At 63.8% G+C, this 13,292-nt stretch carries 12 protein-coding genes; 3 read left to right on the forward strand and 9 right to left on the reverse strand.

The window, feature by feature from the left end:
* Positions 1-126 precede the first annotated feature (126 nt).
* The 8 genes from ACKUUH_RS16405 to ACKUUH_RS16440 all read right to left on the reverse strand — a co-directional run bounded on the left by ACKUUH_RS16405 (position 127) and on the right by ACKUUH_RS16440 (position 10,229).
* Positions 127-2,142, reverse strand: coding sequence for an acetyl-CoA carboxylase biotin carboxylase subunit (locus ACKUUH_RS16405; protein WP_407950965.1), 2,016 nt, complete (start codon positions 2,140-2,142; stop codon positions 127-129).
* Between the two features lie 174 nt (positions 2,143-2,316).
* Positions 2,317-3,849: an acyl-CoA carboxylase subunit beta gene (locus ACKUUH_RS16410; RefSeq protein WP_407950966.1), complete on the reverse strand. Its 1,533-nt coding sequence runs from the start codon at positions 3,847-3,849 to the stop codon at positions 2,317-2,319.
* A gap of 255 nt (positions 3,850-4,104) precedes the next feature.
* The gene (locus ACKUUH_RS16415; protein ID WP_407950967.1) at positions 4,105-4,905 is read right to left on the reverse strand and encodes an ATP12 family chaperone protein; all 801 of its coding nucleotides are present in this window, start codon (positions 4,903-4,905) and stop codon (positions 4,105-4,107) included.
* A 179-nt stretch (positions 4,906-5,084) separates the two neighbouring features.
* The gene (locus ACKUUH_RS16420) at positions 5,085-6,842 is read right to left on the reverse strand and encodes an AsmA family protein (RefSeq protein ID WP_407950968.1); all 1,758 of its coding nucleotides are present in this window, start codon (positions 6,840-6,842) and stop codon (positions 5,085-5,087) included.
* Positions 6,843-6,845: 3 nt separating this feature from the next.
* Positions 6,846-7,559, reverse strand: a complete 714-nt coding sequence (locus ACKUUH_RS16425) for an HAD family hydrolase (protein ID WP_407950969.1) — start codon at positions 7,557-7,559, stop codon at positions 6,846-6,848.
* Entirely contained in the window at positions 7,556-8,548 is a 993-nt protein-coding gene (locus tag ACKUUH_RS16430; RefSeq protein ID WP_407950970.1) for an RluA family pseudouridine synthase, read from the reverse strand. The genes ACKUUH_RS16425 and ACKUUH_RS16430 overlap by 4 nt, the downstream gene beginning before the upstream one ends.
* Positions 8,545-8,928: a fluoride efflux transporter CrcB gene (gene crcB, locus ACKUUH_RS16435; RefSeq protein WP_407950971.1), complete on the reverse strand. Its 384-nt coding sequence runs from the start codon at positions 8,926-8,928 to the stop codon at positions 8,545-8,547. Before crcB ends, ACKUUH_RS16430 begins: the two co-directional genes overlap by 4 nt.
* Positions 8,925-10,229 carry a replication-associated recombination protein A gene (locus tag ACKUUH_RS16440; protein ID WP_407950972.1) on the reverse strand — a complete coding sequence of 435 codons (1,305 nt, stop codon included), beginning with the start codon at positions 10,227-10,229 and terminating at the stop codon, positions 8,925-8,927. The genes crcB and ACKUUH_RS16440 overlap by 4 nt, the downstream gene beginning before the upstream one ends.
* Before the next feature lie 162 nt (positions 10,230-10,391).
* Here ACKUUH_RS16440 and ACKUUH_RS16445 point away from each other — a divergent pair, with 162 nt between their 5' ends.
* The 3 genes from ACKUUH_RS16445 (at position 10,392) to bfr (ending at position 12,120) form a co-directional block, all read left to right on the forward strand.
* Positions 10,392-11,147 carry a class I SAM-dependent methyltransferase gene (locus tag ACKUUH_RS16445; RefSeq protein WP_407950973.1) on the forward strand — a complete coding sequence of 252 codons (756 nt, stop codon included), beginning with the start codon at positions 10,392-10,394 and terminating at the stop codon, positions 11,145-11,147.
* 134 nt (positions 11,148-11,281) lie between these two features.
* Positions 11,282-11,488: a (2Fe-2S)-binding protein gene (locus ACKUUH_RS16450; protein ID WP_293218227.1), complete on the forward strand. Its 207-nt coding sequence runs from the start codon at positions 11,282-11,284 to the stop codon at positions 11,486-11,488.
* Between the two features lie 149 nt (positions 11,489-11,637).
* Positions 11,638-12,120, forward strand: coding sequence for a bacterioferritin (gene bfr / locus ACKUUH_RS16455; RefSeq protein WP_293218224.1), 483 nt, complete (start codon positions 11,638-11,640; stop codon positions 12,118-12,120).
* 10 nt (positions 12,121-12,130) lie between these two features.
* On the opposite strand, the gene ACKUUH_RS16460 is transcribed toward bfr, so the two are convergent.
* Positions 12,131-13,292 (reverse strand): Do family serine endopeptidase (locus ACKUUH_RS16460; RefSeq protein WP_407950974.1); only part of this gene is annotated, 1,162 nt, incomplete at its 5' end.

Below are 13,292 nucleotides of genomic sequence, written 5' to 3' on the forward strand. Positions count from 1 at the left end.
AAAACAGGGAATCATCAATCAACGCCAGCCGCTACCCTCTTTTGCAGAGGAATCCTCGGGGAGGGTGGAAATTCGGGAAGCGAAGCGCACACGAATTTCGGGGCGGGGGCTGTGGAAGCCGCAGCCTTACGCAAACTCCATGATCACGGCATCGACGGCGAGGCTGTCGCCGGGTTCGGCGTTGATCTTTTCGACGGTGCAGTCGAACTCGGCGCGGAGGATGTTTTCCATCTTCATCGCTTCGACCACCGCGAGCGCCTCGCCGGCCTTCACTTCCTGGCCTTGCGTGACATGGATCGCCTTCACGAGGCCGGGCATCGGGCAGAGCAGCAGCTTCGAGGTGTCGGGCGCGACCTTCTCCGGCATGAGCTGGTTCAGGCGGTGGCCCGCGACCGTGCGCACGGCGGCATGGGCCGACGCACCGCGATAGCGCAGCGTGTAGCCCTGCTTCGCGCGCCAGATTTCGACCACCATCGGCTCACCATCGATCTCGCCGCGGAAGACGGACTGGCCGGGACGCCATTCGGAGCGCACGAGATGGCTCTCGGTGCGGTTGCCATTGTCGTCGAGGAAGATGACGCGGAGCGCGCCGCTCGTTTCCTCCGCGAGGACACGGCGCGACCAGTCGTCCACCGCAACCACCCACTCGTCGGGGAGCTTGCGCGGACGGTTGGCGAGCTGGCCGGAAATCTGCACCGCGCGGGCGGCATGGATTTCATTCATGAAGACAGCGATGGCCGCGAGCTTCATCGCGCGGGCATCGGAAAGGGGCACGCCCTGGAAGCCGTCCGGATATTCCTCGGCGATGAAGCCGGTGGTGATGCGTCCCTCGCGGAAACGCGGATGCTCCATGATCGCGTTCACGAAGGGAATATTGTGCTGGATGCCCTCGATGTGGAACTGGTCGAGCGCCAGCGACATGTGCTCGATGGCCGAAAGACGATCCGGCGCATGCGTGCAGAGCTTCGCAATCATCGGATCGTAGAACATCGAGATTTCGCCGCCCTCGTAGACACCCGTGTCGTTGCGGATGGTGCGGCCGTTATGCGTGCCCTCTTCCGGCGGCCGGTAGCGCACGAGGCGGCCGGTGGACGGCAGGAAGTTGCGATAGGGATCTTCGGCATAGACGCGGCTTTCCATCGCCCAGCCATTGATCTTGATGTCGGACTGCTTGAGCGAGAGCTTCTCGCCATAGGCAATGCGGATCATCTGTTCGACAAGGTCGATGCCGGTGATGAGTTCGGTCACCGGATGCTCGACCTGGAGGCGCGTGTTCATTTCGAGGAAGTAGAAATTGCGGTCCTTGTCGACGATGAACTCGACCGTGCCCGCGCTCTCGTAATCGACGGCCTTGGCAAGCGCGACGGCCTGCTCGCCCATGGCCTTGCGCGTTTCCTCGTCGAGGAAGGGCGACGGCGCTTCCTCGATGACCTTCTGGTTGCGGCGCTGGATCGAGCATTCGCGCTCCAGCACATAGATGGCGTTGCCGTGGCGGTCGCCGAGCACCTGGATTTCGATGTGGCGCGGCTGCGTGACGAACTTCTCGATGAAGACGCGGTCGTCGCCGAAGGAAGACTTCGCTTCCGACATGGACGACGCGAAGCCGTCCGCGACTTCCTTCTCCGACCAGGCGATGCGCATGCCCTTGCCGCCACCGCCGGCCGACGCCTTGATCATGACCGGGTAGCCGATCTCGTTGGCGATCTTGACGGCTTCTTCCGCGTCCTTGATGACGCCGAGATAACCCGGCACGGTGTTCACCTTGGCGGCGTTGGCGAATTTCTTGGATTCGATCTTGTCGCCCATCACCTCGACGGCCTTGATATTCGGGCCGATGAAGGCGATGCCATTGTCGGCGAGCGCCTGCGCGAACTTCGCGTTCTCCGACAGGAAGCCGTAGCCGGGATGGACGGCCTCGGCGCCGGTCTCCTTGCAGGCGGCGATGATCTTGTCGATGACGAGATAGGATTCGGAAGCGGCCGCGGCGCCGATATGGACGGCTTCGTCCGCCATCTCGACATGCAGCGCGTCCTTGTCGGCATCCGAATAGACGGCGACGGTGGCGATGCCCATTTTCTTTGCCGTCTTCATGACGCGGCAGGCAATTTCGCCCCGGTTGGCGATCAGGATTTTCTTGAACATCAGCAGGAACCTTGCGGTGCGGAAATTGGAGGCTCGATACAAACCAAAATCGTCACGGCCCGGTTTATCCGGGCCGTCCACGTCTTGCCTGCACAAAAGAAAGACGTGGATAGCCCGCCTTCGCGGGCCATGACGGTGTAGGGAGAGAGAGCGTGTGCCATCATCTTCCCTGCCTCAGAGCGGAATGTTGTCGTGCTTTTTCCACGGATTCTCGAGCTCCTTGTGACGAAGGAGCGCGAGCGCCCGCGCGATGCGGATGCGAGTGGAATGCGGCATGATGACTTCGTCGATATAGCCGCGTTCGGCCGCGACGAAGGGATTGAGGAAGCGGTCTTCATAGGCCTTGGTATGGGCCGCGATCTTTTCCGGATCCTTGATGTCGGCCCGGTGGATGATCTCGACCGCGCCCTTGGCACCCATCACCGCGATTTCGGCGGTCGGCCAGGCATAGTTGATGTCGCCGCGGATGTGCTTTGAGGCCATGACGTCATAGGCGCCGCCATAGGCCTTGCGCGTGATGACGGTGACTTTCGGCACGGTCGCTTCCGTGTAGGCGAAAAGAAGCTTCGCGCCATGCTTGATGAGGCCGCCATATTCCTGGCTCGTGCCCGGCAGGAAGCCCGGCACGTCCACGAAGGTGACGATCGGAATGTTGAAGCAGTCGCAGAAGCGCACGAAGCGCGCGGCCTTGCGGCTGGCATCCGAGTCGAGCACCCCGGCAAGCACCATCGGCTGGTTCGCGACGATACCGACCGTGCGGCCTTCCATGCGCGCGAAACCCGTGACGATGTTCTTCGCGAAGCTTTCCTGGATTTCGAAGAAATCGCCCTCGTCCACGACCTTCAGGATCAATTCCTTCATGTCGTAGGGCATGTTCGGGTTCGCGGGGATGAGCGTATCGAGCGACTCCTCCACCCGCAGCGCGTCGTCGAAGAAGGGGCGCTCCGGCACCTCATCCTTGTTGGAGAGCGGCAGGAAGTCGACAAGGCGGCGGATCTGCGTCATCGCGATCACGTCGTTGTCCCATGCGCCGTCGGCGACGGAAGACTTGGTGGTGTGGATGGAGGCGCCGCCGAGCTGCTCGGAGGTGACGGTTTCGTTCGTCACCGTCTTCACGACGTCGGGGCCGGTGACGAACATGTAGGAGGTGTCGCGCACCATGAAGATGAAGTCGGTCATGGCGGGCGAATAGACGTCGCCGCCCGCGCACGGCCCCATGATGACGGAAATCTGCGGGATGACTCCGGACGCCATGACGTTGCGCGTGAAGACCTCGCCATAGCCGCCGAGCGCATCGACGCCTTCCTGGATGCGCGCGCCGCCCGCATCGAACAGGCCGATGATGGGCGCGCCGGTCTTGAGCGCCATGTCCTGGACCTTGGTCATCTTCTTCGCGTGGTTGCGCGAGAGCGAACCGCCGAAGACCGTGAAGTCCTTCACGAAGACGAAGACGGGACGTCCGTTGACCGTGCCCCAGCCCGTGACCACGCCGTCGCCGGGGATCTTCTGCTGGTCCATGCCGAAATCGTGGCTGTCATGTTCGACGAACATGTCGAACTCCTCGAAGGAGCCCTCGTCGAGCAGCAGCTCGATGCGCTCGCGCGCCGTGAGCTTGCCCTTGGCGTGCTGCGCGTCGATGCGCTTCTGCCCGCCGCCGGCCCTTGCCTCCTGCCGCCGTTCTTCAAGCCGACGAAGAATGTCCTTCATGCCGCCCCCTGGATAATCGGACGAGCCGCCCCTCCCCGTTTCTCCGGGAGACGGCCTCCAGAATACTGTTCTTAACGCCGGAATGCGGGGCTCTTCGAAGCCGCCCGCTGGCGCTGTCGCGGTCTCCGCGAAGGCGACCTGAATAGCACCGAAATCTCGTTTTTGCCAATGGCTTGGCCGCCATTCCTATGGGCGGGGCTGAATGGGCGCCGCGCCCCCTGCAACGCTGCGTCAGCCGGGCGCGAACCGGCCTCCTCAGTCGAGAAGCGCCACGAAACGGCCGGTTTCGACGAGCTCGGCGCGGCGGATCGCGAGCCGGGCCACCTCATCCTCGTCCTCGCCGCAGAGTTCCATCTGCCAGTGCTCGTCGAGATGGGCGATGTCGAAGGCTTCCTGCGGGCTGAGGCGGCCCAGCACGACGGCAAGGCCGGTGACGGCGGAACCGGTGAGCGTCACCGCATTGTGGAGGGCGGCAAGGCGGAAGGCGTCGAGCTTGCCGAGCGCCGCGCGCCAGGCCGCGAGCGAGGCTTCCGGCTGCGCGACATGGAGGATGCCGAAGGTGGGCGTGAGGACGATGCCCTGCGCCGCCGCCCAGGCGAGAACGGGATCCCAGAGCGCGGCCTGGCGGGCGGCGAGCGCCGCCGGAAACTCTGCCCGGTAGCAAAGAAGATCGGTACCCGCATATGAGGCAAGTTCGTCGATGACCGCATCGCGGCGCGGCGCGACGAGGTCGATCGCCGTATTGGCGAGCTTGGTGAGCCACATGGAACGCGGATCGATCTCGTCCTTCTGCGCCTCCCATTCGGCGGCCAAGGCCTGAGCGAGCGCAAGCGACGGCACGGCGAGCGGACGCTTCGACGGCGTCTTCACCACGCGCCCGTCGAGCAGGATCGCGTGGCCCTCTTCGTGGGCGCCCACTTCCGCGCGGCTGTAGAAGCGCTTCGGCAGCCGGCGTTTCTCGCGGCCCGGATGCGACACCTGTTCGTCGAGCGAGCGATTGCGCGCGAGATCGAAGATCGCGGCTGTGGTTTCGTCGTTCGAGTTGTTGTTGGTCATATGCTCATTCATATCAAACAACCGTCATGGCCCGGCTTGTCCGGGCCATCCACGTCTTCGCGGCCTCAAAGGAAGACAAAGACGTGGATGACCCGCATAAAGCGGGTCATGACGAAAAAAGGGAAACCTCCTCGGTTCGGAAAGCCTTCGACTCTCCCGCCGTGAAAAGAGCAACGGATTCACTTCCCGAAAATGCCGCCGATGCCCTTGCCGATATTCTCGAGCGTGTCGCCGACGCTCCTGGCGGCGCCTTCCGCCGCGCCGGTGACACCGCCGGAGGAGCCTTGCGCCGCAGCCGCCGCCGCGCCGCAATCGCCGCCGGAGGCGACGGAGTCCGAACCCGTGCTCATCAGCGGCAGCAGCGCGCCTACGCCGCCCGTGAGCGCAACGCCGCCGACGGCGGTGGCAACGCCCGTGACGACGCCGGTCTTGTCGAGACCGGCCGTCGGCGCGCCAAGCGGACCCGAGAGACGGACCGGGAAAGCGAGGCTCACAAGGCTCGCCTTCTTGGGCTTCGGCTTGAAGAGCAGGTCGATCCGCTCGTTGCCGAGATCGACCGTGCCCGAGCCCGTGGTGATGAGGCTGTCCGTCTCGAGCGCCAGCGCCGATGCCTTGCCCACGCCGGAAGCGAAATCGAAGCGGCTGATGGCGCAGACGAGTTTCGCCGTGTCGCCGCTCTCGCCGGACGGGATCAGCACCTTCACGAGATCGTCCGAGACGATGGCGAAGGCGCGCGAATTGATCGTGCCCTTGCCGATGACGAGATTGGTCTGCCCGCCGACCGCGGCGGCAATCGCATGAAGCGACTTGCCCTGGCCGTTGAGCTTCGCGCCGAAATCCCCGCGTGCATTGAGCATGGTGGTGAGATCGAGATCGGTGAGAAGCTGGCCGAGGTCGAAATTCGCGGCGCTGGCATCGATACCGACGCTGCCCTTCGCGCCGTCCGCATTGAGCGCGAGCTTGACCGGCGTGCCGCGATATTTCGCGGTGAGCGGCGCGAAAAGTTTGCCGCCATCGATCTTCACCGGGAGTTTCAGCTCGGTCAGGACGACCTTGCCGTAGCGCAATTCGCCAAGCGCGAAGGAGAGATCGGCGTCGAGCGCGGTGAGCCCGTCGAGCGGCAGCGGCTCCTTGCTGAACACAGGACCGCCCTTGCCGGAAACGCCGCCATCGCCCTTGAGGAAAGGTGTGACGTCGAAGGCCTCGCTCGAAAGCGCGCCGGAAAGCTGCGGCTTGCCCGTCATGTCGAGCGCGAGATCGCCGCCGACGCTCGTGCCCGCGACTGTCAGTGTTGCGCCCTTGAGAGACGCCTTCTCCGTGTTGCCTTCGATATCGGACGCGAAGGAGACGGAAGAGCCGTTGACCTCACCCTCGATGACAGCGTGGAAGCCGCTGCCCTGCGCGGCAAGCGTCACTTCCTTGAAGGCGGCCTCGCTCACCTGCCCCGTCTCGCCGTCGCGATAGGCGAGATGGAAGTCGGAAATATTGACCTCCGGCACGCTGGCGAGCGACATGCCCGCCCCTTCGCTCTCGGGCTGAGGCGCGGGCGCGGCATCGCCGAACTCCCAGTTGCCCCTGCCCTTGCGGTCCGTTTCGAGGAAGATGTCCGCGCCTTCGATGGTGACGCTGCGCACATCGACCTGGCCGGAGAGGAGCGGCAGCAGCGCGACCTGGAGCGCAAGCTTTTCCGCAGTGAGCATTTGCGGCTTCGTGCCCCAGTCAGCATTGGAGAAACTCACCTGCCCGGCAACGACCGTCGGCACCAGCGAGAAACCGATATGGAGCGGGCCTTCGATCTTCAGTATGCGGCCGGTCGCTTCCTTTGCGGCGGCTTCGATCTGCGGCGCGAAGCGGCCGAGATCGGCAAAGGTGAGCGCGTAGAGCGCGCCCGCGAGCAGCAAAACGACGACGACGATGAAACCGAGAAATTTCCTCATGGGTCATGCCCCTCCAGCGGCGGCCTTGTTGCCATCTGCCCGGCCGGTCCAGATTGCGTCGGCCGCGGGCGCGAGGCCCGCGAAATCCGACAGCACGAGATGCGCCCCGGCGGCTTCGAGCTGATGGGGCTCATGATAGCCCCAATCGACGCCGAACGCATGGGTTCCCGCCGCACGCGCCATCGCCATGTCGTAGCTCGTGTCGCCGACGAGAATCGTGTTATGCAGCTCCGCCCCGGTCTCGCGCAGGGCGCGGAGCAGCATTTCCGGATGGGGCTTGGAAGGCGCATCGTCCGCGGTCTGGAGCGTCACGAAATAGTCGCGGAGTCCATGGAGATCGAGGGCGTGGCGCAGGCCCCGCTGCGACTTGCCGGTGGCGATGCCGAGAACCGTGTCGCCCCGGGCGCTCAGCGCATCGAGCGCCTCGCGCACGCCGGGGAAAAGCGGCTCGGCGAGATCCTTGCGGGAGCGAAGCTCGTGGAAGGCACCCTTGTAGCTCTCGGTGATACGAGTGCGGACGGGCGCCTCGACATGTGGCACCAGCGCATGGATCGCCTCCTCGAGCGAGAGGCCGACGATTGAGAGCACCTGTTCGCGCGGCAGGGCTTCGAGCCCATGCGCATCGAAGGCGTGGTTCATCGCCGCGACGATCATGTGCTGGCTGTCGACCAGCGTACCGTCGCAATCGAAGACAATGAGGCGGAGGGGAGAACTCATCCTTCCAGCCCCGCGAATGCATCCTCCGCGTCGCGCTCATCGAAGCCGAGAAGTTTCCAGCTTGTCTTCATGTGCGGCGGCAGTTCCGCCTCGATGAACAAGCGCCCGCCATCGGGATGGGCGATGTCGATGGAGCGGGCATGGAGGTGGAGCCTGCGCGGAATTTCGCCGCCGGGATGCGCGTTGACGCCGCCATATTTGCCGTCGCCGACGATGGGCGTGCCGATGGCGGAAGCATGGGCGCGGATCTGATGCGTGCGGCCCGTGAGCGGCATGAAGGCGACCCAGGCGAGCGCATAGGAAGCGTTGGCGACGGTCGAGAAATGAGTGACGGCATGGCGGGCATCCTCATCGCCCTTCTCCGCCGCGAAGACGCGCTCAGCGCGCGGCCCGCCCTGCTTCGTCAAGGCGAGGTCGATGGTGCCCTGGCGCGGCACGGGCACGCCGACGACGAGCGCCCAGTAAATTTTCCGCGCATCCTTCTGCTTGAAGGCGCGGGCGAGCGCGGCGGCAGCCTTCACCGTGCGCGCCAGCACAAGCACGCCGGACGTGTCGCGGTCGAGCCGGTGAACGAGACGCGGGCGCTCCTTCGCGTCGAAGGTGAGCGCATCGAGCATGCCGTCGAGATGGCGCTCGGTTTTCGTGCCGCCCTGAACGGCAAGGCCGGCGGGCTTGTTCAGCGCAAGGACGGATTTGTCCTTGTGGATGACGAGGGAACGGACGAATTCGGCATCCCGATCGCTGACGCCGCGCTCGGGCTTCGGCGCCTGCTTCTCCGCATCCTCCCCGAGGGGGGGCACGCGCACGACCTGCCCCGCCTCGAGCCGCACATTGGCTTTGGCGCGCGCGCCATCGACGCGCACCTGGCCGGTGCGCAGCAGCTTTTCGAGGCGGCCATGGGTGAGCATGGGGAAATGCCGCTTGAACCAGCGGTCCAGCCTGACGCCGTCTTCTTCTTGCGTGACGCCGATCTGCGAAACTTCGTTCATGCGGGGAACATCGCCCTTGCGATCCAGAGGCCGAAAAAGAGACCGGCAAGGCCGAGCACGACCGAGCCGCCGATATAAAGCGCGGCGAGGCCCGTCTGCCCGCGCTCGATCATGTTCGCCGCGTCGAGCGAGAAGGCGGAGAAGGTGGTGAAGCCGCCGAGAATGCCCGTGGTGATGAAGCTGCGCATTTCAGGCGAGAGGTCGAGGCGAAGCGCGAAGAGACCGGCAACGAGACCCATGATGAAGGAACCGATGACATTCACGCCGAACGTGCCCCAGGGAAAATTGGGGCCGAGAAGACGAAGCATCTGCAGGTTGAAGAGATAACGTCCCGTTGCGCCGATGGCGCCGCCGACGGCGACCGCGAAGATGGCGTTCATGTGTCCCTCTCTTCCCGAAGCTTTCGCCAATAGGCGAGGCGTTTTCCGATCTCGCGCTCGAAGCCGCGCTCGACCGGCGAGTAGAATTGCTGGCGGCCGACCTCTTCCGGGAAATAGTCCTGACCGGAAAAGGCGTTCGGCGCTTCGTGGTCGTATTCATAGCCCGCGCCATAGCCAAGCTCTTTCATGAGCTTTGTCGGCGCATTGAGAATATGCGCTGGCGGCGCGACGGAACCGGAGTCCCGCGCGGAACGCTTCGCCGCGCCGAAGGCAGCGTAGGAGGCATTCGATTTCGGCGCCGTGGCGAGATAGATCGTCGCCTGGGCCAGCGCAAGCTCGCCCTCCGGCGCGCCCAGAAAATCGAACACATCCTTCGCGGCAAGCGCCTGATGCACGGCCTCGGGATCGGCAAGGCCGATATCCTCGATTGCGGCGCGAACGAGACGTCGCGCGATATAGAGCGGGTCTTCACCGCCAACCAGCATGCGCGCGAGATAATAAAGCGAGGCATCGCAATCCGAACCGCGGATCGACTTGTGCAGCGCGCTGATGAGATTGTAATGCCCTTCCCGCCCCTTGTCGTAGAGCGGCGCACGGCGCTGCACGGCGGCGATGAGCGCACCCGTATCGAAGGGCTCGGCCGGGTTCAACGCGTGAACCTCTTCAGCGAGATTGAGCGCGAAGCGGCCATCGCCATCGGCCATGGCGCGGAGCGAGGCGCGCGCATCGTCGTCGAGCGGCAGCTTTTCCCCGTAGTGGTTTTCGGCGCGCGTGAGCAGTTCTTCGAGCGCCGCATCGTCCAGCCGGTTCAGCACCATGACCTGCGCGCGGGAAAGAAGCGCGGCATTGAGCTCGAAGGAGGGGTTCTCCGTGGTGGCGCCGACCAGCGTCACCGTGCCGTCCTCCATGACGGGCAGGAAACTGTCCTGCTGGGTGCGGTTGAAGCGGTGGATCTCGTCCACGAAAAGGAGCATGCCCTTGCCCGTCGCGCGGCGGCCGCGCGCCGCCTCGAAAACCTTTTTCAGGTCCGCGACGCCGGAGAAGATGGCCGACATGGGCTCGAAATGAAGCCCGACGCGATCCGCGAGCAACCGGGCAATGGTCGTCTTGCCGGTGCCGGGCGGGCCCCAGAGGATGATCGAGGAGAGGTGCCCTGCGGCGAGCATCCGCCCGAGCGGGCCTTTTTCGCCCAGCAGATGGTCCTGCCCCACGACCTCTTCGAGCGACTTCGGGCGCAGCCTGTCCGCGAGGGGGCGCGGGGCTCCCTCGTCCATCCCGGCGGCTTCGAAAAGTGTGCTCATGAGGCGCTGTGTAGCATGTTTTGGGCGGCTTGCTGAGGCGGGACGGAAGCCGCCGAAAAGTCACTTCATGGCTTTGTCCGGTTTGACCGCAGACATTCTTGAAGCGATCCAGCACATACTATCTAGTAGATGCGTACGTTTCACCTGCATGGGGTTCGCAGATTGAAGAGCATTGCAAGACAGCGCCGTCCAGAGATGAATGCGGGCGGCTTCAGCCGTTATGCAGGAGTCATTCAGTTTTTTGTTCGCGTCCAGTCCCTCGTCAGGCCGGACATGGAGGTACTAGATTTTGGCGCTGGCAGGGGAGCGTTTCTGGAGGACCCGAACAACTTCAGGCGCGACCTCCGTACGCTCAAGGGGAAGGTGAAAAAGGTCGTCGGTGTTGATGTGGATGAAGCGATCTTCCTAAACACGGGCGTCGACGAGACACACCGCATTTCTCCGGGAGTTGAAATGCCCTTCCCACCCGACTCCTTCGATTTGGTACTCAGCGAGTGGGTCTTGGAACATCTGGACGATCCAGCCTTTTTCGCACATGAAATGGAACGGGTAATCAGGCCGGGCGGATGGCTTTGCGCAAGAACCCCCAACAAATGGGGCCTCACCGCAATTGCTGCGCGTCTAGTACCCAACTCACGCCATGTCGCATTCCTGAAACTGATCAACGCAAGCCGGCAGGAACGAGACGTTTTTCCCACCCGCTATAAGCTGAATACGCTTGGCCAACTGCGTCGGGCATTTCCCCCTGATAAGTGGGAGCATTGTTCCTATCTCTGGCGCGGCGAACCCAAATATCACGGAAACAATCTGGCCCTTTATCGGCTTATGGAGGGATGGAACGCTTTGGTTCCTCCATTCATGGCTACAGACGTTTTTGTTTTTTTGAAGAAGAAGGAGCTGCCTGACACCGCCTCTTGAGCCCCCTGCGACAAATTGCAAGCGATTGTCAGTCACAACGCTATTGCAAACCATTCGCAGGGCTGGCATGTTTTCACCCTGCCGCCGGAAAGGGCGGAAACGGACAAAAAGCCGGGCCAGGAAACGGGCGTCAGATGATCGTTTGCGTGTGCAATGCCAAGAATTGCCGGACCGTCCGTGAGGTCCTCGCAAATGCGCCGCATGTGGACACGCCCGCCGCCGCCCATCGCGCCATGGGCTGCAAGCCGCAATGCGGCCGCTGCCTCCCCACTCTCGCAGGCATGATCGAGGAAGTGCGGAACGAAACCGCCATGGCGACCGCGCTGGCCGCTGCCGACTAATCCTTCCCGCGTCAGGCAGGCTCAGGCGAGAAATACTCTCAAAAGCATTTGCAACTAATTGTTTTTACTGCATTTTTTTAAAATGCAGGTTTGCCCGCGCGCGCCTTCGGCCTAATCTTCTCAAACGAGTCGGCTAAACGAGGTCAAACATGCGCGGCGACGCCAAGGTCATCGAACTCCTGAACAAGGCCCTGAAGAACGAGCTTACGGCCATCAACCAGTATTTCCTGCATGCGCGCATGTTCAGGAACTGGGGCCTGACGAAGCTCGGCGAGGTCGAATATCACGAATCGATCGACGAGATGAAGCATGCCGACAAGCTGATCGAGCGCATCCTCTTCCTCGAGGGCCTGCCCAACCTGCAGGATCTCGACAAGCTGCTGATCGGCGAGACGCCCGTCGAATGCATGGAATGCGACCTGAAGCTCGAATATGCGGGCCATGCCTTCTACAAGGAGGCCATCGCCTATTGCGAGCAGGTGCGCGATTACGTCACCCGCGAAATCTTCGAGCGCATTCTGGAAGACGAGGAAGAGCATATCGACTTCCTCGAGACGCAGCTCGAACTGGTGAAGACGGTCGGCCTGCAGAACTACCTGCAGTCGCAGATGGGAGAACAGGAGGCGTCCTGAGCCTCCTGCCCTACCCGCCCACCGTCGCGGAGAAGACGCGGTCTCCGCGCTTCACCGAGAAGTCCCATTGCGGGCGGCGGGCGCCCGTGACCTTCACGAGATCGGAAACCGTCTCGATACGCTGGCCCGCGACCTCGACCACGATGTCGCCGCGCTGAAACTGGATCTGGTCCGCAGCCGAGCCGGGCTCGACCTGTGCGATGACGACGCCCTTGCCGCCCATCGTGTCGAGGCCGAGCTTGTCGGCGATGGCGGGCGAAAGATTGGCGACGGTCGCGCCCGCAAAGGGGTTGCGGCCCTTGATCTCCGTCTCGTCCGCGGGCGGGTCCTCGGGCGGCGCGACGAGCGCGACTTCCGCCTCTCCGCTTTTTCCGTCACGCAGATAGGAAATCCGCGCCTTTCCGCCGAGCCCCTTGGTCGCGAAGCGGTAGCGCACGGCCTGCGGGTCCTCGACCCCGAAACCATCCACCGCACGGATCACGTCTCCCACCTTCAGTCCCGCCTTGTCGGCAGGTCCGCCGGCATAGATGTCGCGGATGAGGCTGCCGCCCGGCCGGTCGAGCCCAAGCGACTGCGCGAGCTCATTGTCGACCGCCTGCAGCGCCGCGCCGAACCAGGGACGCTTCACGCGGCCGCCGTCGCGCGCGCTGGCGACGACGCTTTCGACCATGTTGGACGGGATGGCGAAGCCGATGCCGATGCTGCCGCCCGTCTGCGAATAGATGGCGCTGTTGATGCCGATGAGACGGCCATCCATCGTGACGAGCGCGCCGCCGGAATTGCCCGGATTGATGGCGGCGTCCGTCTGGATGAAGAACTGGTAGTCGGACGCGCCGACATGCGTGCGCGCGAGCGCGGAGACGATGCCCGACGTCACCGTCTGGCCGACGCCAAAGGGATTGCCGATGGCGAGCACGATATCGCCGACCTCGACCGCATCCGAATTGCGGAAGGTGAGATGGGGAAGCTGCTGCTTGCCATTGTCGATGCGCAGAACGGCGAGGTCCGTGCGTTCGTCGGCAAGGACGAGCTCCGCCTCGAACTCGCGCCGGTCGGCGAGCGCGACGGTGAACTGGTCGCCGCCCTTGATGACATGGAAATTGGTGACGATGAGGCCGGAGGGATCGACGATGACGCCGGAGCCGAGCGACTGTTGCACGCGCTCGCGCGGC

The sequence above is a fragment of the Parvibaculum sp. genome, assembly GCF_045863935.1.
Taxonomy (GTDB): Bacteria; Pseudomonadota; Alphaproteobacteria; order Parvibaculales; family Parvibaculaceae; genus Parvibaculum.